Genomic DNA, 21,236 nt, shown 5'->3' on the forward strand with positions numbered 1-21,236 from the left:
CATGTTTCAACGGACCGGGTAATCAAGGCCGCCAAAACGAAAAGACCTTGAAAGGGATGGCTGTAAGAGCGGAACCATAAGTGGCCGTTACCGCAGAAATGGATATGTACTCAGTCAGCAAGAACCTGGTCGGCTATAAGGCCGCCAAGATCAAAACAAGATCCCGGTCCAAACTGACAGAGCCGTCAGTTACCAGTCACGCTCCTGACCGGCGAACAGGTTTATAAAGGAAGGTATAAACCTGACAAAACCAGACCACTCAGCCCGGCGCCCCACTCGCATGCGAATTCAGAAAAAAACCGCCCTGCTCGCCGCCCTTCTGATCACCCTGGCAGCGACGGGCGTTTGGTACGCCACCAAACCCGTCACCACCAAACTGGCCGCCCCCAGCGCCATCCCCGTGCGGGTGGTCAGCGTCGTCGAAAAAGATGTGCCCCGCTACGTCAGCGGCATCGGCTCGGTGTTGTCCTTACACAGCGTGGTCGTGCGCCCGCAAATCGACGGCATCCTCACCAAACTGCTGGTCAAGGAAGGCCAACTGGTGAACCAGGGCGACCTGCTGGCCACCCTCGATGACCGCTCGATCCGCGCCAGCCTCGACCTGGCCCGGGCGCAACTGGGCGAAAGCCAGGCGCAACTGCAAGTGGCCCAGGTCAACCTCAAGCGCTACAAACTGCTCAGTGTCGACGACGGCGTGTCCAAGCAGACCTACGACCAGCAACAAGCCCTGGTCAACCAACTCAAAGCCACCGCCCAAGGCAATCAGGCCTCAATCGACGCCGCTCTGGTGCAGCTGTCCTACACACAGATTCGCTCGCCAGTCACCGGTCGCGTTGGTATTCGCACAGTCGATGAAGGCAACTTCCTGCGCATGACCGACACCCAAGGTCTGTTCACGGTGACCCAGATCGACCCGATCGCCGTGGAGTTTTCCCTGCCGCAGCAAATGCTGCCGACCCTGCAAGGCCTGATCAACGATCCACAGCAAGCACCGGTCAAGGCTTACATCGGCGCTGACACTGACGGTGAAACCGGCAACCTGCTGGGCGAAGGTCACCTGACCCTGATCGACAACCAGATCAACACCAACACCGGCACCATCCGCGCCAAAGCCGAATTCGCCAACCCCGCACAGAAGCTCTGGCCGGGCCTGCTGGTGACGGTAAAGATTCAGACAGCGCTGGATAAAAATGCGCTGGTGGTGCCGCCCACGGTCGTACAACGCGGGCTCGATCAACATTTCGTGTACAGGGTCAACGGCGACAAGGTCGAAGCCGTGCAGGTGCAAATGGTTTATCAAGGCAGCGGCCAGGACATTATCAAAGGCGTTAAACCAGGCGACGTGCTGGTCAGCGACGGCCAATCGAGGCTCAAACCCGGCTCGACGGTTCAGGTACTGAGCGAGCCAGCGCAAGTGGTCCAGTCGGAGCCAAAACCATGAAGGGCCACGGTTCCATTTCCGCGTGGTGCATCGATCATCCGGTGGCGACGGTCCTGCTGACCTTTGCCCTTATATTGCTCGGCGTCATCGCCTTCCCGCGACTGTCGATTGCGCCACTGCCGGAAGCGGAATTCCCGACCATTCAGGTGGCCGCGCAGCTGCCCGGCGCCAACCCGGAGACCATGGCCTCGTCGGTGGCCACGCCGCTTGAAGTGCAATTCAGCGCCATCCCCGGCGTAACCCAGATGACCTCGAGCAGCGCCCTGGGCTCGACCATCCTGACCCTGCAATTCACCCTCGACAAAAGCATCGACACCGCCGCCCAGGAAGTCCAGGCCGCGATCAACACCGCCGCCGGCAAACTGCCCAAAGATATGCCCAACCTGCCGACCTGGCGCAAGGTCAACCCGGCTGACAGCCCGGTGCTGATTCTCAGCATCAATTCACCGCAAATGCCCGGCACCGAACTCAGCGATCTGGTAGAAACCCTGCTCGCCCGTCAGATCAGTCAGATCGACGGTGTAGGCCAAGTGAACATCACCGGTCAGCAACGTCCGGCGATTCGCGTGCAGGCCTCGGCGGACAAACTCGCCGCCATTGGCCTGACCCTGGCGGACATTCGCCTGGCGATCCAGCAAACCAGCCTCAACCAGGCCAAAGGTGCGTTATATGGCGAGTCGAGTATTTCGACCCTGTCCACCAACGACCAGTTGTTCCACCCCGAGGATTACAGCCAACTCATCGTTTCCTACAAGAATGGTGCGCCAGTTCATCTCAAGGACGTGGCCAAAGTGGTCAACGGTTCCGAAGATGCCTACATCCAGGCCTGGGCTGACGGCCAGCCGGGGGTGAACCTGGTGATTTTCCGGCAACCGAGCGCCAACATCGTCGAGACCGTTGATCGTATTCAAGCGGCCCTGCCGACGCTGAATGCCATGTTGCCGGCCTCGGTGCAGGTCAAGGTGCTGATCGACCGCACCCAGACCATCCGCGCCTCGCTGCATGAAGTGGAAGTCACCCTGATGATCGCGATCCTGCTGGTGGTGGCGGTGATGGCGCTGTTCCTGCGGCAACTGTCGGCGACCCTGATCGTGACAGCGGTGCTCGGTGTGTCGCTGACTGCCAGTTTCGCCCTGATGTACATCATGGGCTTCAGCCTGAATAACCTGACGCTGGTGGCGATCGTGGTGTCCGTCGGGTTTGTGGTCGACGATGCGATTGTGGTGGTGGAAAACATTCACCGGCACCTGGAGGCCGGCGACGGCATGCGCGAGGCGGCGATCAAAGGCGCCGGCGAGATCGGTTTTACCGTGGTCTCGATCAGTTTCTCGCTGGTGGCGGCGTTCATTCCGCTGCTGTTCATGGGCGGTGTGGTCGGGCGGCTGTTCAAGGAGTTCGCCTTGACCGCGACCTCGACCATCCTGATTTCGGTGGTGGTATCCCTGACCCTGGCACCGACGCTGGCCGCGCTGTTCATGCGCGCACCGGCGCATCATGCCCACAGCAAGCCGGGTTTCGGCGAGCGCTTGCTGGCGCTGTACGATAAGGGCCTGCGCCGCGCCCTCGCCCATCAGACATTGATGATCGGTGTGTTCGGCCTGTCGCTGGGGCTGGCCATTGCCGGTTACATTTTCATCCCCAAAGGCTTCTTCCCGGTACAGGACACCGGATTCGTCCTCGGCACCACCGAAGCAGCTGCAGATATTTCCTACGGCGACATGGTGAAAAAACACTTGGCGATGGCCGAAATCGTCGCCGCCGACCCCGCCGTCGAGACGTTCTCCCACTCGGTCGGCGTTTCGGGCAGCAACCAGACCATCGCCAACGGCCGCTTCTGGATTTCGCTGAAAAAGCGTGGCGACCGCGATGTGTCCGCCAGCCAGTTCATCGACCGGATTCGCCCGCAACTGATGAAAGTCCCGGGCATCGTGCTGTACCTGCGCGCCGGGCAAGACATCAACCTCAGTTCCGGCCCAAGCCGCGCCCAGTACCAATACGTGCTCAAGAGCAACGACGGTGCCCTCCTGAGTACCTGGACCCAGCGCCTGACGGAAAAACTTCGCAGCAACCCGGCGTTCCGCGACATTTCCAACGACTTGCAACTGGGCGGCAGCATCACCCACATCAGCATCGACCGCAGCGCGGCGGCGCGTTTCGGCCTGACCGCCAGCGATGTCGACGAAGCGCTGTACGACGCCTTCGGCCAGCGGCAGATCAATGAATTCCAGACCCAGACCAACCAGTACAACGTGATTCTGGAACTGGACACCAAACAGCGCGGCAAGGCCGAAAGCCTCAACTATTTCTACCTGCGCTCGCCACTGAGTGGGGAAATGGTGCCGCTGTCGGCCCTGGCGAAATTCGATGCGCCGACCATCGGCCCGTTATCCATCGCTCACGACGGAATGTTCCCGGCGGCCAACCTGTCATTCAACCTGGCTTCCGGCGTGGCGTTGGGTGATGCGGTGATCATGCTCAACCAGGCCAAGGCTGACATCGGTATGCCGGCCGCCATCAGCGGTAATTTCCAGGGCGCGGCCCAGGCGTTCCAGAGTTCGCTGGCCAGCCAGCCGTGGTTGATTCTGGCGGCGTTGGTGGCGGTGTACATCATTCTCGGCGTGCTGTACGAAAGCTTCGTGCATCCGCTGACAATCATCTCGACCCTACCCTCGGCGGGGCTCGGGGCAGTGATCATGCTATGGATCTGCGGCCAGGACTTTTCGATCATGGCGCTGATCGGGCTGGTGCTGCTGATCGGTATCGTCAAGAAGAACGGGATTCTGATGATCGACTTCGCGCTGGATGCCCAGCGCAACCGTGGCCTGCCACCGCTGGAGGCGATCCATGAAGCCTGCCTCACACGGTTCCGGCCGATCATCATGACTACGCTTGCCGCCCTGCTCGGTGCCTTGCCGTTGATGATCGGCTACGGCACCGGCGCCGAACTGCGCCAGCCATTGGGCATCGCGGTGGTCGGCGGTTTGCTGGTGAGCCAGGCGCTGACGCTGTTCACCACGCCGGTCATATACTTGTGGCTTGAGCGGATATTCCATAGACCCACACCAGCACAGCAGCCGGTGCTGGCGACCACAGACTGAGGCGGGGTCATGCGCGTTCTGATTATCGAAGACGAGGAAAAAACCGCGGATTATCTGCACCGCGGTCTGACGGAACAAGGTTACACCGTGGACGTGGCCCGCGATGGCGTCGAAGGCCTGCACCTGGCGCTGGAAAATGACTACGCGGTGATTGTCCTCGACGTCATGCTGCCGGGCCTCGACGGTTTCGGCGTGCTGCGCGCATTGCGTGCGCGCAAGCAAACCCCGGTGATCATGCTCACCGCCCGCGAGCGGGTGGAAGACCGCATCAAAGGCCTGCGCGATGGCGCGGACGATTACCTCGGCAAACCGTTTTCCTTCCTCGAACTGGTGGCGCGCCTGCAAGCGCTGACCCGGCGCAGCGGTGGCCATGAGCCGGTGCAGGTGAGCATCGCCGACCTGTGGATAGATTTGATCAGCCGCAAAGCCACTCGCGCCGGCACCCGCCTGGATCTGACCGCCAAGGAGTTCTCACTGTTGAGTGTGTTGGCGCGCAGACAGGGTGAAATCCTCTCGAAAACCGCCATCGCCGAGATGGTCTGGGACATCAATTTCGACAGCGACGCCAACGTGGTCGAAGTCGCGATCAAACGCCTGCGGGCCAAGCTCGACGGGCCGTTCGACGAGAAATTGCTGCACACCATTCGTGGCATGGGTTATGTGCTGGAGAGCCGTGGTGTCCAGTAACTCCATCGCGCTGCGCCTGAGCGGGATGTTTACGCTGGTGGCGTTGCTGGTGTTCCTGTTGATCGGCGGTGCGCTGTATCAACAGGTCGACAAGGGCTTGGGCCTGCTGCCCGAAGCCGAACTCGACGCCCGCTACAGCGTGCTCGAATCGGCGCTCAACCGTTACGGCACGCCCGAGCATTGGGTGAAGATCAACGCCAAGCTCAAGCTGCTGAGCGAAGAAGATAAACGCATTCGCTTTTGGGTGGTCAGCGGCAATCCCGGTTATGAATACGGCCAACCCGACGCGTCGATCCGCGCGTTCGCACAAGGCCCGTTGGGCATGCGCGACATGGCATTGCCCGACCATCCGTACCCGCTGAAAGTGCTGCTAACCGAGTTGCCAGCCAAGGACCAGCGCCCACCGCTGCGCTTCATGATAGGCATCGACACCGAAACCTTTTACGAGACGCAGCACCACTTGCTGATCGCCCTGATCAGCCTGGCGATCATTGGTGTATTGCTGGCCTCGCTACTCGGTTATTGGGTGGCGCGGATCGGCCTTAAGCCGCTGATCAAGTTGTCGCAGGAAGCCCAGCGCCTGGCGCCACCACGGCTGTCCGGGCGTCTGCAACTGTCGCCATTGCCCCCGGAGCTCGATCAGTTCGTCAGTTCGTTCAACGCCACCCTGGAACGGGTGGAACAGGCCTACTCGCGGCTGGAATCGTTCAATGCCGACGTGGCCCATGAACTGCGCTCGCCGCTGACCAACCTGATCGGTCAGACCCAGGTTGCACTGACACGCGGGCGTTCAGCCGAACACTATTTCGAAGTGCTGCAATCGAACCTTGAAGAGCTTGAACGGCTGCGCTCGATCATCAACGACATGCTGTTCCTCGCCAGCGCCGACCAAGGCAGCAAGGCCACCCAACTGACGTCCACCTCACTGGCCGACGAAGTGGCGACGACGCTGGAATATCTGGATTTCATTCTTGAGGATGCGCAGGTTCAGGTCGAGGTCAGTGGCGATGCGCAGGTGCGAATCGAGATCGCACATCTGCGCCGGGCGTTGATCAACTTGCTGAGCAACGCGGTGCAGCACACCGCGCCTGGGCAAGTGATTCAGGTGCGGATCGAAGTCGAGGAGCACCAAGTGAGCATCGGCGTCGCCAACCCGGGGTCGCCGATTGCCAATGAGCATCTGCCGCGCCTGTTCGAACGTTTCTACCGGGTCGATGCGTCACGCAGTAACAGTGGCAACAACCATGGACTGGGGTTGGCGATCGTCAAGGCGATTGCGCTGATGCATGGCGGGGATGTGTTTGTGCGCAGTGATCATGGGATGAATACCTTCGGGATTCATTTACCGGTTTGATTTCGAAATATGTAGCGACTGTCTGCTGAAAGCAAAAAACACGTTCAACCTATTATTTCTGACAGTAGACAGCTCGATGCTTACGGTCCCAAATGAAGAACCTTGCCATCTCCCAAGATATCGGCAAGACCTCTCTTCATCACGAACAGGAGTTCGGCATGACTACCGAAAATGTAGTGCAAGAATCCAAAGGCACACTGATTGCGACCAAATCCTATGAGGGCCCCATTAATGCGAGTGTCGTTTCATACAGAGAAGGCTCCAGAGACGGCATAACTCTTTACGGGCAGATGTTTACCGACGCTGAAAACTCCAGGGGTATTCAAATCGAGTTTTTCAAAGACGCTGAGGTGGGGGTAGCTTTGCCGGTTGGAGGCAACTGGCCAAAGGTCATTACACTGTCATACTTTCGCCAAGAGGGCTCCCACAGGACTCAGTACACGGCTCAAGCAGGCGATTTAACACTCAAATCATTCGATTATGAAACAAGCTATGCATCGGGGACTTTTAAGTTCTGGGCGGAGGTTGATGGGGGCACGCATGAGTTCGAAGGGAATTTTGATATCCGCCTGATCCCGACGAAACAGTGACTTTCTGCTTACCCCCCTACACCTCCTTGCCAACGCAGTAACTGTTGCCGTGCAGGCAACAGTCCTTATCCTGATCGACTCTTTTTCCCATCCCTGATCCCCCTTATCGTTGCCCCATCAAACAGCACTTGCCAAGCAAGAAGGTTTAAAGATGTCCAACAGTATGGGTATTGCCAGCGCTTTCGTTTTGTCGTCCTTGTTCCTGTCTCCGTTCGCCATGGCTGAAGAGTCGCAGACATTCGTCGCACAAAATGCCGAACGCGCCAAAGCCTACGAACAGTATCAAAGCGAACTGACAGCCAAGGCCCAAGAGGCTGCGCAAACCCCTCAAGCGTCGAGCACTCAAGCCCAGCCACGGGTTGAGAAAGACAGCTGATCCATACGTATCGCTCTGTTTCCCTCGACACTTTTCATCGGCTCTTCCCTTTGAAAAATTGTCTTCAAAGCCGCTGCTACCAGCGGCTTTTTTTCGTGGTGGTTTTAAACCCCTTCAGTTCGTCTTCCCTGACAACAAACATCCGCACTTCAAAACAATGAAATACTTAGTTGACCCAAGGAGCTTTACCGCACGTGCGTTTCCCTCTCAGATTCAGTCCGCTGTTCATTGCAATCACTGCAACGATGGCCAACAACGCGCAGGCCGACGACGAATCCAGCCGCGAAGGCTTTGTCGATGGGTCGAGCCTCAACCTCAATGCCCGCAACTACTACATGAACCGCAATCGCCTGCAAAAGGCCGATGACAACATCGAGTGGGGTCAGGGCTTTCTCGGCCGCTTCGAATCGGGCTTCAGCCAGGGCACCATCGGTTTCGGCGTTGATGCCCACGCGATGCTCGGGCTCAAGCTCGACGGCGGTGGTGGCACCGACGGGTCGAGCATCCTGCCGATCAGCGATGGCAACGGCAAGGCACCGGGCTCGTTTTCCACGGCTGGCGGCACCCTGAAAATGCGGGCCTTCGATACCGAATTGAAGGCCGGCGACCTGTTCCTTGCCAACCCGGTGATCGCCGGTGGCGATACCCGCATGCTGCCGCAGACCTTTCGCGGCGTCAGCCTGACCAACCACAGTGTCGACGGGTTGATGATCGAGGGTGGTCAGGCCAGCTTCACCAAACTCTACAACCAGAGCGGCCACACCCGCATCGGCACGTCCTATGGCAGCCTGGCCGATGGCGATGAAAGCCGGCATTTGAATTGGGCCGGCGTGGCCTGGAGCGGCCTGCCGGGTTTGACCAGCAGCCTGTATGCGGCCGAACTCAAGGACATCTGGAACCAGTACTACTACGACCTGGATTACACCTATGCGCTGAATGACTTGGTCAGCCTCAACCCGGGCCTGCACTTCTATCACACGCAAGACACCGGCGATGCACTGCTGGGCAACATCGACAACAACACTTACAGCCTGCATTTCACCGTCGACGTGGGCCATCACAGCGTCACCGCCGCCTACCAGCGGGTCAACGGCAATACGCCGTTCGATTACATCAGCCAGGGCGACAGCATTTATCTCGACAACTCCCAGCAGTATTCGGACTTCAACGGTCCGAATGAGCGCTCGTGGAAACTCAAGTACGCCTACGACTTTGCTGGCCTCGACATGCCCGGCCTGACCTCGGCGGTGTCCTACTCACGGGGTGAACTGGACCTGACCAAGGTCGATCCGGACAGTCGCGGTTACGCCTCGTGGTACAGCGCCGACGGCAGAAACGCCAGGCATTGGGAACGAGACATCGAGCTCAAGTACGTGGTCCAGGGTGGCAAGGCCAAAGACCTGGCGATGCGTCTGCAATGGGCGTCTAACCGTGGCGGCAACGGTTACGGTGCGCTGGATCAGGACACGGATGAATACCGGGTAATTGTCGACTACCCGCTGAATGTCTTCTAAGCTTCAATTAGCAAAAGGCCAGCATGTTTTGCTGGCCTTTTTTTATCCGGGATTTATATAGGCGCGCAGGACGCAACCGGTTTCTAGGACTCTGCCCGATTCTTGTAAAAGCACTTTCATAACGCCTTATTTGCAGAAGTCAGAACCATGAGTGTGAACAGTGCGAAATCCCGTGATCCGATCCGTTCGACACGCTCGGAGCGGCTTCTGGTTCTCAGTAGTGTGTTGTTGGTGATTGCAATACTGAGCATCGTCGCGTTCCTGCTGATCCGCGAACACGCCAATGCCAAATTGTCCGCCGCTCGCGCCGCCAACAATATCGTGCAATTGATCGACGCCGACGTGCTGCGCAATGTCGAACTCTATGACGTGTCCCTGCTGGGTTTGATCGCTGCCTCCCAGCGGGAAGACCTCAAGAACGTTTCCCCAGCCATTCGTCACCTGGCCTATTTCGACCGCGCCACTGCCGCGCCGTACAAGGGCAACATCTTGTTGCTCGACAACAAGGGCGATGTGATCGCCGACTCGGCCTCGGTGGAGCCCAGAAAGAGCAACTTTGCTGATCGCGAATACTTCCAGACCCACATCAACAATCCGGACCCGGGCATGTTCATCAGTCGCCCCTTCAGGGCCCGGCCGCCGGAACAGGATTGGCGGATCAGTTTCAGCCGCCGGGTGAACGGCACCCAGGGTGAGTTCCTCGGCGTGGCCGAAGCCGCCATGCGCTTGAGCTACTTCGATCAGTTGTTCAACAGTTTGAGCATCGGCCGCGACAGTACGGTCAGCCTGATCAGCAAGGACGGGATTCTTCTGGCCCACCAACCCCGCCTGGCCGAAGAGCTGATCGGCAAGGATTTCAGCAACCGCCCCAATTTCCAGCGCATCGTCAAAGAAGGCAACGGCAGCTTCACCGGCATGTCCAGTCGATACAACGATGAGCGCTTGTACACCTTCTCCAAGGTCGGGAATTTGCCGTTGATCGTCATCGTTGCGCTGTCCAGCGATGAAGTCTTTGCGGCCTGGAAGCGCACCGCGGTGGTGGTCAGCTCGGCAACCATTGCCCTGTGCGCAAGTCTGCTGTGGCTGACCTGGTTGCTCTGCCGGGAGCTGCGTCGACGCCAAAGTGCCGAGCAGGAACTGGCACAATTGGCCGCCACCGATCCCTTGACCGGTCTGGCCAATCGCCGAAGCCTGGATCAGGCCCTGCACCATGAATGGTTTCGTGCCCAGCGCTCCGGTCAGCCGTTGTCGCTGTTGATGATCGATATCGATCACTTCAAGGCGTTCAATGATCGCCACGGCCACCAGGGAGGCGACGATGCCTTGCGCTCGGTGGCCAAGTTGATCGACACCCATGTCCGACGGCCGGCGGACATGGTCGCCCGGTATGGTGGCGAGGAGTTTTCAGTGATCCTGGCTGAAACCGACAGCGCCGGCGCCCAACAGATTGCCGAAAAAATCCGTATAGCGGTGGAGCAATTGCCGTTGGTGGGGGGGGATGTCTCGCCAATTACTGTCAGTATTGGTATCAGTACCTGGACGACAGCAACCGACATCAGCCTGGAACAGTTGCTGTTTGCAGCGGACAAGGCGCTGTATCAGGCCAAGGAAAATGGGCGGAACCGGGTGGTCGCTGCGGATTGATCTTTCCCGCAGGCATAAAAAAAGGCCACCCGAAGGTAGCCTTTAAAAAACTAGAGAGGTTTTTTGCTTACACGGCCGCAACAGGACGCATGTAAGAGATCGGTGCGGTGCTGGCGTCTTCGAACGTCACGACTTCCCAAGCATCTGTCTGCTCAATCAACTTGCGCAGCAGCTGGTTGTTCAATGCGTGTCCGGACTTGAAGCCCTTGAACTCACCAATCAGGCTATTGCCCAGCAGGTAGAGGTCACCAATCGCATCGAGGATTTTGTGCTTCACGAATTCGTCTTCATAGCGAAGGCCGTCTTCGTTCAGTACACCATCCGCGTCGACCACAATTGCGTTTTCAACGCTGCCGCCGAGTGCGAGGTTGTGCTTGCGCAGGTACTCGATATCACTCATGAAACCAAAGGTACGTGCGCGGCTGACTTCTTTTACGAACGAAGTGCTGGAAAAATCCACGCTTGCACTTTGTGTGCGGTCACGGAAAACCGGGTGATCGAAATCGATCTCGAAGCTCACTTTGAAACCTTCGAAAGGGACGAAAGTGGCGCGCTTGTCGCCGTCTTCCACTGTCACTTCCCGCAGGATCCGGATGAACTTCTTGGCGGCGTCCTGCTCTTCCAGGCCGGCCGATTGAATCAGGAATACGAAGGGTCCAGCGCTACCATCCATGATCGGGACTTCGGACGCGGAGAGCTCGACGTAGGCGTTATCGATGCCCAGGCCAGCCATGGCCGAGAGCAGGTGCTCCACCGTGTCCACTTTGACGTCACCGTTAACAAGCGTGGTCGACATAGTGGTTTCGCCAACGTTTTCCGCGCGGGCAGGAATCTGCACCACAGGGTCGAGGTCAGCACGACAAAACACAATGCCGGTGTCGACAGGCGCTGGCTTGAGGGTCAGGTAGACCTTCTCCCCGGAGTGCAGGCCGACACCTGTGGCACGGATAATATTCTTCAGGGTGCGTTGTTTAATCATGGCATGGGCCGCTTCAGCGCAAATTGCGAACTGGTATCAACAAAGGCTGGCGATGATAGCAGACCAGACCTTTGCTGAACACCAATCACCCTAATACCCCTGATACATTTCATCAATCGGCCTGACGACGCAGGAAAGCCGGGATGTCCAGGTAGTCCAGATCATCTTGCGGGTTCATCTTCGCGGCAGTCGCAGCACCGGCCTGAGCCTGGTTGCGCATGACGGTCGGACGGTCCAGGTCACGGTAGTTCACCGCAGGCTGTTCCTGACGAACAGGGGCTTGTTGTTGTGGCTGGGAAGCCATCGAGGTGTGAACGGTGTTGTCGATGACCTTCACAGGCTTCTCGATTTTAGCGCCCAGACCTGTGGCAACCACAGTCACGTGCAGTTCGTCGCGCATGTCCGGATCGATAACGGTACCGACCTTGACCATTGCGTGCTCGGATGCGAAGGCTTCGATGATGCTACCCACGTCGGAGTACTCACCCAGCGACAGGTCAGGACCGGCGGTGATGTTCACCAGGATGCCGCGTGCACCTTGCAGGTTCACGTCTTCGAGCAGCGGGTTGCGAATGGCCGCTTCGGTCGCCTCACGTGCACGGTTCGGACCGCTGGCGCAGCCAGTGCCCATCATCGCCATACCCATTTCGCTCATCACGGTACGCACGTCGGCGAAGTCGACGTTGATCATGCCCGGACGCTTGATGATGTCGGAGATACCGCGAACGGCGCCGGCCAGTACATCGTCGGCCTTGGCGAAAGCCGACAGGAGGCTTGCGTCTTTGCCGAGGATGGTCAGCAGCTTCTCGTTGGGAATGGTGATCAACGAGTCGACGCTTTCAGACAGCAGACGGATGCCCTCGTCGGCGAGCTGCATGCGCTTGCGGCCTTCGAACGGGAACGGACGGGTCACCACCGCAACGGTGAGGATCCCCATTTCCTTGGCCACTTCAGCAATGATTGGCGCTGCACCGGTACCGGTACCGCCGCCCATGCCGGTCGTGATGAACACCATGTTGGTGCCCTGCAGGACTTCGGCAATGCGCTCACGGTCTTCGAGAGCGGCCTGACGACCTACTTCAGGGTTGGCGCCGGCGCCCAGACCTTTGGTCACGCTGGTGCCCAGTTGCAGAATGGTGCGCGCGCTGATGCTTTTCAGCGCTTGGGCATCAGTGTTGGCGCAGATGAATTCAACGCCTTCAATGTTGCTCTTGACCATGTGATTGACAGCGTTGCCGCCGCCTCCGCCAACACCGATAACTTTAATAACCGGGCTTGCGGGGATGTTGTCTACGAGTTCGAACATTTTCCCTCTCCTTACATTCTCTAGTTTTTTCGCCTACTGCTTTTGAAGCGGTGTTGCGGTAAAGCTTTAGAAATTGCCTTGTACCCAGCTCTTGATGCGATCGAGCAGAGCGGCTTTCGGTTCGTCATTGCTGTAGCTGTCGCGGCTGCCGATGCCCGAGAACGAAATCCCGTCGGACTGCTTCTGCAGGCCGTACATCAACAGGCCAACGCCGGTGGAATAGATCGGGTTGCGGACCACGTCGTCCAGACCCTTGACGCCATGGGGCACGCCCAGGCGAACCGGCATGTGGAAGATCTCTTCGGCCAGTTCGACCGCGCCTTCCATCTTCGACGTACCGCCGGTCAGCACGATGCCGGCCGGGATCAGGTCTTCATAGCCGCTGCGACGCAGTTCGGCCTGGATCAGGGTGAACAGCTCGTCGTAACGCGGCTCGACCACTTCGGCCAAGGCCTGGCGGGACAGTTCGCGCGGTGGACGGTCGCCGACACTCGGCACCTTGATGGTTTCACCGGCACCGGCCAGTTTGGCCAGGGCGCAGGCATAGCGAATCTTGATTTCTTCGGCGTACTGGGTCGGGGTGCGCAACGCCATCGCGATGTCGTTGGTCACCTGGTCGCCCGCAATCGGGATCACCGCGGTGTGACGGATCGCGCCTTCGGTGAAGATCGCGATGTCGGTGGTACCGCCGCCGATGTCCACCAGGCACACGCCCAGCTCTTTCTCGTCGTCGGTCAGCACCGAATACGCCGAAGCCAGCTGCTCGAGAATGATGTCGTCGATTTCCAGGCCGCAGCGGCGCACACATTTTTCAATGTTCTGTGCGGCGTTGACGGCGCAGGTGACCACGTGAACCTTGGCTTCCAGACGCACGCCGGACATGCCCAGCGGCTCGCGCACGCCTTCCTGGTTATCGATCACATAATCCTGCGGCAGAGTGTGCAGCACGCGCTGGTCAGCCGGGATTGCCACAGCCTGGGCGGCGTCGAGGACGCGCTCAAGGTCGGCGGAGCTGACTTCGCGATCACGAATCGCCACGATGCCGTGGGAGTTCAGGCTGCGGATGTGATTGCCGGCCACGCCGACGAACGCCGAATGGATCCGGCAACCGGCCATCAGCTGCGCTTCTTCGATAGCGCGCTGGATCGACTGGACGGTGGACTCGATGTTCACCACTACGCCTTTTTTCAGGCCGCGGGACGGATGAGTACCGATCCCGACGATTTCGAGCGTGCCGTCGTCCGCAACCTCGCCGACCAGCGCCACCACCTTGGAGGTGCCGATATCGAGACCGACGATCATTTTGCCGCTTTGCACGTTTGCCATGGGTCCTGCCTCTTCTTAATTCTTTGCGACAGCGGGTTGGGCTGTCGTCGGCGCTACAGGTTCCCGCCAGCCAACGGCAAGGCCGTTGGCGTAGCGCAGATCGATGCGCGCAATGTTCGTAATCTGCTCTTTGAGCGTCTTGTCATAGATGGCAATGAAGCGGCGCATCTTTTCCACCAGGTTGCCGCGTCCCAGCAGCAGTTCGATTCCGGGACCGGCGCTGCCTGCGCCGGTGGTCAGGAACCAGCTGCCTCGTTCACGCAACTCCAGGCGTGCAATCGAGAAGCCCAATGGCCTGAGCATCTGGCTCAGCACCTGGTATTGCTGCATCACTTGTTGCTGGGCCCGCTGCGGGCCGAACAGCTGTGGCAAGTGTTCGTAGTTCGCCAGCTCGCGCGGGGTGAACGCCTGTCCCTGGTTGTTCAACAGCGACTCATCGCCCCAACGGGCCACCGGCAGTTGTTCTTCCAGGCGAATCACTACCTGATCCGGCCACACCCGACGCACTTCGGCGTGGGCAATCCATGGCATCTGTTCAAGCTCGGTGCGCATGCTCGCTAGGTCGATGGTGAAGAAGCTCGACGCCACGTACGGGGCGATCCGCTGCTGCACCGCTTGCTGGCTGATGTAACTCAAGTCGCCCTGCACGGCGATTTTGGTGATCGGCCGGTCGGCGTACGGCAGCAAACGCTGTGCGCCTTCGTAAGTACCGAACCCCAACGCCACCAGCAGCACGGGCCAGAACAAGCTTTTCAGAAAACCGAAGTTGGCTTTCGGCAGGCGCACGGACATCGGCTCTTTGGCCACCATTCGGCTGGCACCCCGCGGCACCGGCTTGCGGCCGGGTGGTGCGGAGGGCTGATGTCTCAGCTGTGCGCCTTGCATGGTCTTACCCTCGTGGCTCGATGCTTGCGGCCAGAATCGCCAGAACCAGTTGCTGGAAATCCAGGCCGGCGGCACGGGCCGCCATTGGCACCAGACTGTGATCGGTCATGCCCGGTGCGGTGTTGACTTCCAGGAACCAGAACTGCCCGTCGGCGTCCTGCATCACGTCCGCCCTGCCCCAACCGGCGATACCCAGCGCCTCACAGGCTTTGGCCGTGAGGTCCATGAGTTCCTTTTCTTTGTCGCTGTCCAGGCCGCACGGAATGCGGTACTGGGTATCGTTGGCGATGTACTTGGCGTCGTAGTCGTAGAAACTGTGCGTCGTGCCCAAGGCAATCGGTGGCAACACCTGGTCACGCAGGGTGGCGATGGTGAACTCCGGACCGTGAATCCATTGCTCTACCAACACTTGCGAATCGTAGGTACCGGCCGCTTTCCACGCCTCGATCAACTCGGGCGCGGAAGTCACTTTGGCCATCCCGATACTGGAACCTTCATGGGCCGGTTTGACGATCAACGGGAAGCCCAGTTCCGTGGCCGCCGAAATACAATCGGCCTCGGAGCGCAGTACCGCGTGGCGTGGCGTCGGAATGCCGAGGCTGTGCCAGACCTGCTTGGTGCGCAGTTTGTCCATGGCCAGTGCCGAGGCCAGAATGCCGCTGCCGGTGTACGGAATCCCTGCGCATTCGAGCAGGCCCTGCATGCTGCCGTCTTCACCGCCACGACCGTGGAGGATGATAAAGGCGCGGTCGATTTTTTCGTTCAGCAAGCGCTGCAGCAGGTCATCGCCCACATCAATACCGAACGCGTCCACACCAGCGCTTTGCAGTGCGTCGAGCACCGCATTACCCGACTTCAGGGACACTTCACGCTCGGCACTCTTGCCGCCGAACAGCACGGCAACGCGACCGAAATCCTTCGGCGCGACAGTGGAGACGAGGTTGGCGTAAGCAGCAGTCATTTCAACTTCCCCTCTACCGGTGCGGCAACGGCCCCGGCGAACAACGGACTGTTCAACAGTTTGGGTGCGAGACCGCCGATATCACCGGCGCCCTGGCACAGCAGAATGTCGCCGGCACGCAGCAGCGGCTTGACGATCGGCGCGAGATCGATACCGCGCTCGATGTAGATCGGGTCGAGCTGACCGCGCTGACGGATGCTGTTGCACAGCTTGCGGCTGTCGGCGCCCGGGATCGGCTCTTCGCCGGCCGGATAGACTTCCATCAGCAGCAGCACGTTGGCGTCGGCCAGCACATTGACGAAATCGTCGTACAGGTCGCGGGTGCGGCTGTAACGGTGCGGCTGGTAGACCATCACCAGACGGCGCTCCGGCCAGCCACCGCGCACGGCTTTGATCACGGCCGCGACTTCGGTCGGGTGGTGACCGTAGTCGTCCACCAGCATCACGCTGCCGTCTTCGACCGGCAATTCGCCGTACACCTGGAAGCGACGGCCAACACCCTGGAACCCGGACAGGCCCTGGACGATGGCTTCATCACTGACGCCTTCATCAGTGGCAATGCAAATGGTCGCCAGCGCGTTCAGCACGTTGTGGTTGCCCGGCATGTTTACCGAGACATCCAGCGGCTCGCGATCAGGGCGCAGCACGGTGAAGAAAGTCTGCATGCCTTGCTGGCGCACATTGATGGCACGCACGTCGGCGTCATCGCCGAAGCCGTAAGTGACCGTCGGACGCTTCACCAGCGGGAGGATTTCACGCACCACTGGATCGTCCAGGCACACCACCGCCAAACCGTAGAACGGCAGGTTGTGCAGGAACTCGACGAAGGTTTTCTTCAGCTTGTTGAAGTCGCCGTCGTAGGTCGCCATGTGATCGGCGTCGATGTTGGTGACCACGGCCACCAGCGGCTGCAAGTGCAGGAAGCTGGCATCGCTTTCGTCGGCTTCCGCGATCAGGTAGCGGCTGGTGCCAAGCTGAGCATTGGTGCCCGCGGCATTCAGACGGCCACCGATGACGAACGTCGGGTCCAGGCCACCGGCGGCGAACACCGAAGCGATCAGGCTGGTGGTGGTGGTTTTGCCGTGAGTACCGGCGACGGCGATACCGTGGCGGTAGCGCATCAGCTCGGCGAGCATCTCGGCACGCGGCACCACCGGAATCCGGCGTTCCAGCGCGGTCGCGACTTCCGGGTTGGACGTGTTGACGGCGCTCGACACCACCAGCACGTCGGCGGCTGCGGCGTTCTCGGCACGGTGGCCGATGAAAATATGCGCACCAAAAGATTCCAGGCGCTCGGTCACCGGCGAAGCTTTCAGGTCGGAACCGGACACTTGATAGCCCAGGTTCAGCAACACTTCGGCGATACCGCACATACCCACGCCGCCAATTCCGACGAAGTGGATACGACGGATACGGCGCATTTCCGGTTGTGGCATGGCTTTCTTGTTCTCAACCATGGGCCACCTCAAGGCAAGTATCGACCACGTTACGAGTGGCATCGGGTTTGGCCAGGCGGCGTGCCGCGCTGGCCATGTCGTTGAGTCGTTGCGGTTGCATCAAGACCTCTGTCAGGCGAGCGGCAAGGTCCGCTGCGCCAGTCGTTCTTTGCGGCATCAGGAAGGCAGCGCCTTCACGGGCCAAATAATCGGCGTTGCGGGTCTGGTGATCGTCGATCGCGTGGGGCAAAGGCACCAGCATCGAGGGCAGACCGGCGGCCGCCAGTTCACTGATGGTCAGCGCTCCTGCGCGGCACACCACCAGGTCGGCCCAGCCATAGGCTTGGGCCATGTCTTTGATGAATGGCTGCACTTGCGCCTCGACGCCAGCCGCGCGATAGCGCTCTGCAGTCACTTCATCGTGGTTTTTGCCGGCCTGATGGAACACGTCCGGGCGCAGGTCGGGGGCGACTTGCGACAGGGCTTCAGGCAGCAACTTGTTCAACGGCTCTGCGCCCAGGCTTCCACCCAGGATCAGCAAACGCGCCTTGCGACCGGCCAGGGCAGGTCGCGGTGTTTCGAGGAACAGCTCGGTGCGCACCGGGTTACCGGTGGTCCGACGGCTGTCCGACAGGGTAAAGGTGTCGGGGAACGCTTCACAGACTCGGGCGGCCAACGGCACCAGCAACCGATTGGCGGTACCGGCCACGGCGTTCTGCTCGTGAACGATGACCGGCACGCCGGCCAGTCTGGCTGCAACGCCGCCAGGACCAGTCACAAAACCACCAAAGCCGACCACACAGACTGGCCGCAGCTGACGAATGATCGCCCGCGCCTGCCAGATCGACTTGAGCAACATGACCGGCGCCTTGAGCAGGGACAATTTGCCCTTGCCGCGCAAACCGCTGGCGTGGATCCGATGCAATTCAATACCGGCCGCCGGCACCAGATCGTTTTCGATCCCGCGGGGCGTGCCGAGCCAGTGCACGGTGTAGCCACGGGCCTGGAACTCACGCGCACAGGAAAGTGCCGGGAACACATGGCCCCCGGTGCCGCCAGCCATGATCAGTACGTTAGCGCCCATGGTTCGGCTCCTCGGCGAAGTCGCTCTCATGGAATTCCATTTCTTCGCTGCCCAAATGGGTTCGACTCTCCCACTCGATGCGCAGCAACAAGCCAAGACAGGCACAGCAGATCACCAACGAACTGCCGCCATAACTGAGGAATGGCAGGGTCAGACCTTTGGTCGGCAGCAGGCCGACGTTCACGCCGATGTTGATCAGGAACTGGCCGATCCACAGGAACGACAAGCCGTAAGCAACGTAGGCGGCAAAAAACTGTTTGGCTTTCTCGGCCCACAGGCCGATGTACATGCCACGAATACACACGAAGACGAACAGCGCCACCGTGCACAAGGAACCCACGGCCCCGAGTTCTTCAGCCAGCACCGAAAACACGAAGTCGGTGTGGGCTTCCGGCAAGTAGAACTGTTTCTGCACGCTGTTACCCAGGCCGACGCCCAGCCATTCGCCGCGACCGAAAGCGATCAAGGCCTGGGAGAGCTGATAGCCGGCACCGAACTGGTCGGCCCACGGATCGGCAAAGTTGGTCAGACGCGCCATTCGATACGGCTGCATCTGAATCAACAACACCACCGCCGCGACAGCCAGGACCACCATCAGGGAAAACCGGAACAGACCGACTCCGCCGAGGAACAGCATTGCCGCCGCCGCCCCCATCATCACGACGGTGGCACCGAAGTCCGGCTCCATCAGCAACAGCCCCGCCATCGGCAGCAGCACGATGAACGGCTTGAAGAAGCCCATCCAGCTTTCACGCACTTCTTTCTGACGGCGCACCAGATAACCGGCGAGGTAGATCACCACGAACACCTTGGCGATCTCGGAAGGCTGAACGTTGAAGAAACTGAAGCCGATCCAGCGCATCGAACCGTTCACTTCCCGACCGATCCCCGGGACGATCACCATCACCAGCAAGCCGAACGCACCAAGCAGCATCAGCCAGCCCAGGCGTTGCCAGGTGGCAATCGGAATCATCATGGTGACGATGCAGGCACCCAGGCCCAGCACAACGTAGATCAGGTGGCGAATCATGTAGTACAGAGCGCTGCCCGACTGCACCGCCCCCACCTCGGTCGATGCCGAGGCAATCATGATCAGCCCCAGGCCGAGCAGTGCCAGGCAACCGGCGAGCATCGGGAAATCGAGGTCGATACCGCGCCCGGTGATCAGCGGCGATGGATACGGCTTGATGATGTTCTTCAAGCTCATGCCAGATCCTCCACGGCGCGGACGAACTGGTGACCACGGTCTTCATAGTTCTTGAACATGTCGAAGCTGGCGCAAGCCGGCGACAGCAGCACCGCGTCGCCCTTTTCGGCGATGGCGCGGCATTGCTCGACCGCTTCGATCAGCGAGCCAACGCGAATCAGTGGCACGGCATCGCCGATGGCCTCACCGATCTTGTCGGAATCACGGCCCATCAAAATGACGGCGCGGCAGTTGGCCGCCACCGGATCACGCAAATCCTTGAATTCGGCGCCCTTGCCATCGCCACCGGCGATCAGCACAAGTTTGCCGTCGATGTCCGCCCCCAGGCCTTCGATGGCCGCCAATGCGGCGCCGACGTTGGTGGCTTTGGAATCGTTGTAGTAGCTCACGCCATCAAGGTCGCGGACCCACTGGCAGCGGTGCTCGAGCCCGGCGAAATTGCGCAGGGCTGAAAGCATGGCGTCGAACGGCAGGCCGACGGCGTGACCGAGCGCCAATGCCGCGAGGGCGTTGGACTGGTTATGCGCACCACGAACTTTCAGCTCGCGTACCGGCATCAGGTTCTGGAATTCGAAGGCCAGGTATTTCTCGCCGCTCTCCTCTCGAATGCCGAAGGCCTTGAAGTCGGGCTTGTTCAAACCGAAGGTCCAGCACGGCTGACCTTCACCCATCAGCGGACGGCTCAGGGCGTCCTGACGGTTGACCACAAACTGCCTGGCGCCCCGGAAGATCCGGTGCTTGGCCAAGTGATAGGCCGGCAGACCGCTGTAGCGGTCCATGTGGTCTTCACTGATGTTGAGCACGGTCGCCACTTCGGCGTTGAGCTGATCGGTGGTTTCGAGCTGGAAGCTCGACAGTTCCATCACGTACAGCTCGATGTCGTCGCTGAGCAAATCCAGCGCCGGTGTGCCGAGGTTGCCACCAACGGCAACACGCTTGCCGGCCGCAGCCGCCATCTCGCCGACCAGGGTGGTGACGGTGCTTTTGGCGTTGGAACCGGTAATGGCGACAATCGGCGCTTTCGCGTTACGCGCGAACAGCTCGATGTCGCCGGACATTTTCACGCCACGGGCGGCGGCAGCCTGCAGGGCCGGGGTCGCCAGCGCCAGGCCGGGGCTCACGTAGAGCTCGTCGGCACGGCACAGGAATTCGACGTCCAGCTCGCCACAACGCACTTCCACGTGCGGATAGTCACGCTTGAGCGTGGCCAGTTCCGGTGGATTTTCCCGCGTATCGGCGACAGCAAACGACACGCCCCGGTTCGCCAGGAAGCGAACCAGGGACATGCCGCTCTTGCCGAGGCCGACAACGATGCGGAAGTGGTCAGAAGCGATCAGAGACACTCGTT

At 60.0% G+C, this 21,236-nt stretch carries 17 protein-coding genes; 8 read left to right on the plus strand and 9 right to left on the minus strand.

Annotated elements, in window-relative coordinates:
- Positions 1–280: 280 nt before the first annotated feature.
- From AC1RL4_RS13520 to AC1RL4_RS13555, 8 genes are all read left to right on the plus strand, one after another.
- A complete protein-coding gene (locus AC1RL4_RS13520) occupies positions 281–1,441 on the plus strand; it encodes an efflux RND transporter periplasmic adaptor subunit (RefSeq protein ID WP_096481067.1) in 1,161 nt (386 codons plus the stop codon).
- Positions 1,438–4,539 (plus strand): multidrug efflux RND transporter permease subunit, encoded by a 3,102-nt coding sequence (locus tag AC1RL4_RS13525; protein WP_019582343.1) that lies wholly within the window; start codon positions 1,438–1,440, stop codon positions 4,537–4,539. Before AC1RL4_RS13520 ends, AC1RL4_RS13525 begins: the two co-directional genes overlap by 4 nt.
- A gap of 9 nt (positions 4,540–4,548) precedes the next feature.
- Entirely contained in the window at positions 4,549–5,226 is a 678-nt protein-coding gene (locus AC1RL4_RS13530; RefSeq protein ID WP_018930141.1) for a heavy metal response regulator transcription factor, read from the plus strand.
- Entirely contained in the window at positions 5,216–6,580 is a 1,365-nt protein-coding gene (locus AC1RL4_RS13535) for a heavy metal sensor histidine kinase (RefSeq protein ID WP_019582345.1), read from the plus strand. Before AC1RL4_RS13530 ends, AC1RL4_RS13535 begins: the two co-directional genes overlap by 11 nt.
- 92 nt (positions 6,581–6,672) lie before the next feature.
- Positions 6,673–7,170, plus strand: a complete 498-nt coding sequence (locus tag AC1RL4_RS13540; RefSeq protein WP_019582346.1) for a hypothetical protein — start codon at positions 6,673–6,675, stop codon at positions 7,168–7,170.
- 151 nt (positions 7,171–7,321) lie between these two features.
- Positions 7,322–7,546 (plus strand): hypothetical protein, encoded by a 225-nt coding sequence (locus AC1RL4_RS13545; protein ID WP_019582347.1) that lies wholly within the window; start codon positions 7,322–7,324, stop codon positions 7,544–7,546.
- A gap of 194 nt (positions 7,547–7,740) precedes the next feature.
- Entirely contained in the window at positions 7,741–9,060 is a 1,320-nt protein-coding gene (locus AC1RL4_RS13550; RefSeq protein WP_230173923.1) for an OprD family porin, read from the plus strand.
- Positions 9,061–9,207: 147 nt separating this feature from the next.
- Positions 9,208–10,704: a sensor domain-containing diguanylate cyclase gene (locus AC1RL4_RS13555; RefSeq protein WP_019582349.1), complete on the plus strand. Its 1,497-nt coding sequence runs from the start codon at positions 9,208–9,210 to the stop codon at positions 10,702–10,704.
- A gap of 67 nt (positions 10,705–10,771) precedes the next feature.
- On the opposite strand, the gene lpxC is transcribed toward AC1RL4_RS13555, so the two are convergent.
- From lpxC to murD, 9 genes are all read right to left on the minus strand, one after another.
- Complete coding sequence (lpxC, locus tag AC1RL4_RS13560; RefSeq protein WP_007939852.1) at positions 10,772–11,683, minus strand: UDP-3-O-acyl-N-acetylglucosamine deacetylase; 912 nt, start codon at positions 11,681–11,683, stop codon at positions 10,772–10,774.
- Positions 11,684–11,795: 112 nt separating this feature from the next.
- Complete coding sequence (gene ftsZ / locus AC1RL4_RS13565) at positions 11,796–12,989, minus strand: cell division protein FtsZ (protein WP_007939850.1); 1,194 nt, start codon at positions 12,987–12,989, stop codon at positions 11,796–11,798.
- Between the two features lie 66 nt (positions 12,990–13,055).
- A complete protein-coding gene (gene ftsA, locus AC1RL4_RS13570; protein WP_007939849.1) occupies positions 13,056–14,315 on the minus strand; it encodes a cell division protein FtsA in 1,260 nt (419 codons plus the stop codon).
- Positions 14,316–14,330: 15 nt separating this feature from the next.
- Entirely contained in the window at positions 14,331–15,200 is an 870-nt protein-coding gene (locus tag AC1RL4_RS13575) for a cell division protein FtsQ/DivIB (protein ID WP_007939848.1), read from the minus strand.
- A gap of 4 nt (positions 15,201–15,204) precedes the next feature.
- Positions 15,205–16,161, minus strand: coding sequence for a D-alanine--D-alanine ligase (locus AC1RL4_RS13580; RefSeq protein WP_019582350.1), 957 nt, complete (start codon positions 16,159–16,161; stop codon positions 15,205–15,207).
- Complete coding sequence (gene murC, locus AC1RL4_RS13585) at positions 16,158–17,618, minus strand: UDP-N-acetylmuramate--L-alanine ligase (RefSeq protein WP_096481071.1); 1,461 nt, start codon at positions 17,616–17,618, stop codon at positions 16,158–16,160. Before murC ends, AC1RL4_RS13580 begins: the two co-directional genes overlap by 4 nt.
- On the minus strand, positions 17,611–18,681 hold the full coding sequence (murG, locus tag AC1RL4_RS13590; protein WP_018930134.1) for an undecaprenyldiphospho-muramoylpentapeptide beta-N-acetylglucosaminyltransferase: 1,071 nt from the start codon (positions 18,679–18,681) through the stop codon (positions 17,611–17,613). The genes murC and murG overlap by 8 nt, the downstream gene beginning before the upstream one ends.
- On the minus strand, positions 18,671–19,888 hold the full coding sequence (ftsW, locus tag AC1RL4_RS13595) for a putative lipid II flippase FtsW (RefSeq protein WP_019582352.1): 1,218 nt from the start codon (positions 19,886–19,888) through the stop codon (positions 18,671–18,673). Before ftsW ends, murG begins: the two co-directional genes overlap by 11 nt.
- Positions 19,885–21,231 (minus strand): UDP-N-acetylmuramoyl-L-alanine--D-glutamate ligase, encoded by a 1,347-nt coding sequence (gene murD, locus AC1RL4_RS13600; RefSeq protein ID WP_064616203.1) that lies wholly within the window; start codon positions 21,229–21,231, stop codon positions 19,885–19,887. Before murD ends, ftsW begins: the two co-directional genes overlap by 4 nt.
- Positions 21,232–21,236 lie beyond the last annotated feature (5 nt).

The sequence above is a fragment of the Pseudomonas sp. GW822-FHT07A10 genome (genome assembly GCF_058798795.1).

What these genes read in the sequence shown, in the direction of transcription:
- AC1RL4_RS13555 (WP_019582349.1), top strand. Translation starts at nt 9,208, where the DNA reads ATGAGTGTGAACAGTGCGAAATCCCGTGATCCGATCCGTTCGACACGC.
- AC1RL4_RS13545 (WP_019582347.1), top strand. Translation starts at nt 7,322, where the DNA reads ATGTCCAACAGTATGGGTATTGCCAGCGCTTTCGTTTTGTCGTCCTTG.
- ftsZ (WP_007939850.1), bottom strand. Translation starts at nt 12,989, where the DNA reads ATGTTCGAACTCGTAGACAACATCCCCGCAAGCCCGGTTATTAAAGTT.
- ftsA (WP_007939849.1), bottom strand. Translation starts at nt 14,315, where the DNA reads ATGGCAAACGTGCAAAGCGGCAAAATGATCGTCGGTCTCGATATCGGC.
- AC1RL4_RS13525 (WP_019582343.1), top strand. Translation starts at nt 1,438, where the DNA reads ATGAAGGGCCACGGTTCCATTTCCGCGTGGTGCATCGATCATCCGGTG.
- ftsW (WP_019582352.1), bottom strand. Translation starts at nt 19,888, where the DNA reads ATGAGCTTGAAGAACATCATCAAGCCGTATCCATCGCCGCTGATCACC.
- murG (WP_018930134.1), bottom strand. Translation starts at nt 18,681, where the DNA reads ATGGGCGCTAACGTACTGATCATGGCTGGCGGCACCGGGGGCCATGTG.
- AC1RL4_RS13520 (WP_096481067.1), top strand. Translation starts at nt 281, where the DNA reads ATGCGAATTCAGAAAAAAACCGCCCTGCTCGCCGCCCTTCTGATCACC.
- AC1RL4_RS13580 (WP_019582350.1), bottom strand. Translation starts at nt 16,161, where the DNA reads ATGACTGCTGCTTACGCCAACCTCGTCTCCACTGTCGCGCCGAAGGAT.
- AC1RL4_RS13575 (WP_007939848.1), bottom strand. Translation starts at nt 15,200, where the DNA reads ATGCAAGGCGCACAGCTGAGACATCAGCCCTCCGCACCACCCGGCCGC.
- lpxC (WP_007939852.1), bottom strand. Translation starts at nt 11,683, where the DNA reads ATGATTAAACAACGCACCCTGAAGAATATTATCCGTGCCACAGGTGTC.
- AC1RL4_RS13530 (WP_018930141.1), top strand. Translation starts at nt 4,549, where the DNA reads ATGCGCGTTCTGATTATCGAAGACGAGGAAAAAACCGCGGATTATCTG.
- murC (WP_096481071.1), bottom strand. Translation starts at nt 17,618, where the DNA reads ATGGTTGAGAACAAGAAAGCCATGCCACAACCGGAAATGCGCCGTATC.
- AC1RL4_RS13540 (WP_019582346.1), top strand. Translation starts at nt 6,673, where the DNA reads ATGAAGAACCTTGCCATCTCCCAAGATATCGGCAAGACCTCTCTTCAT.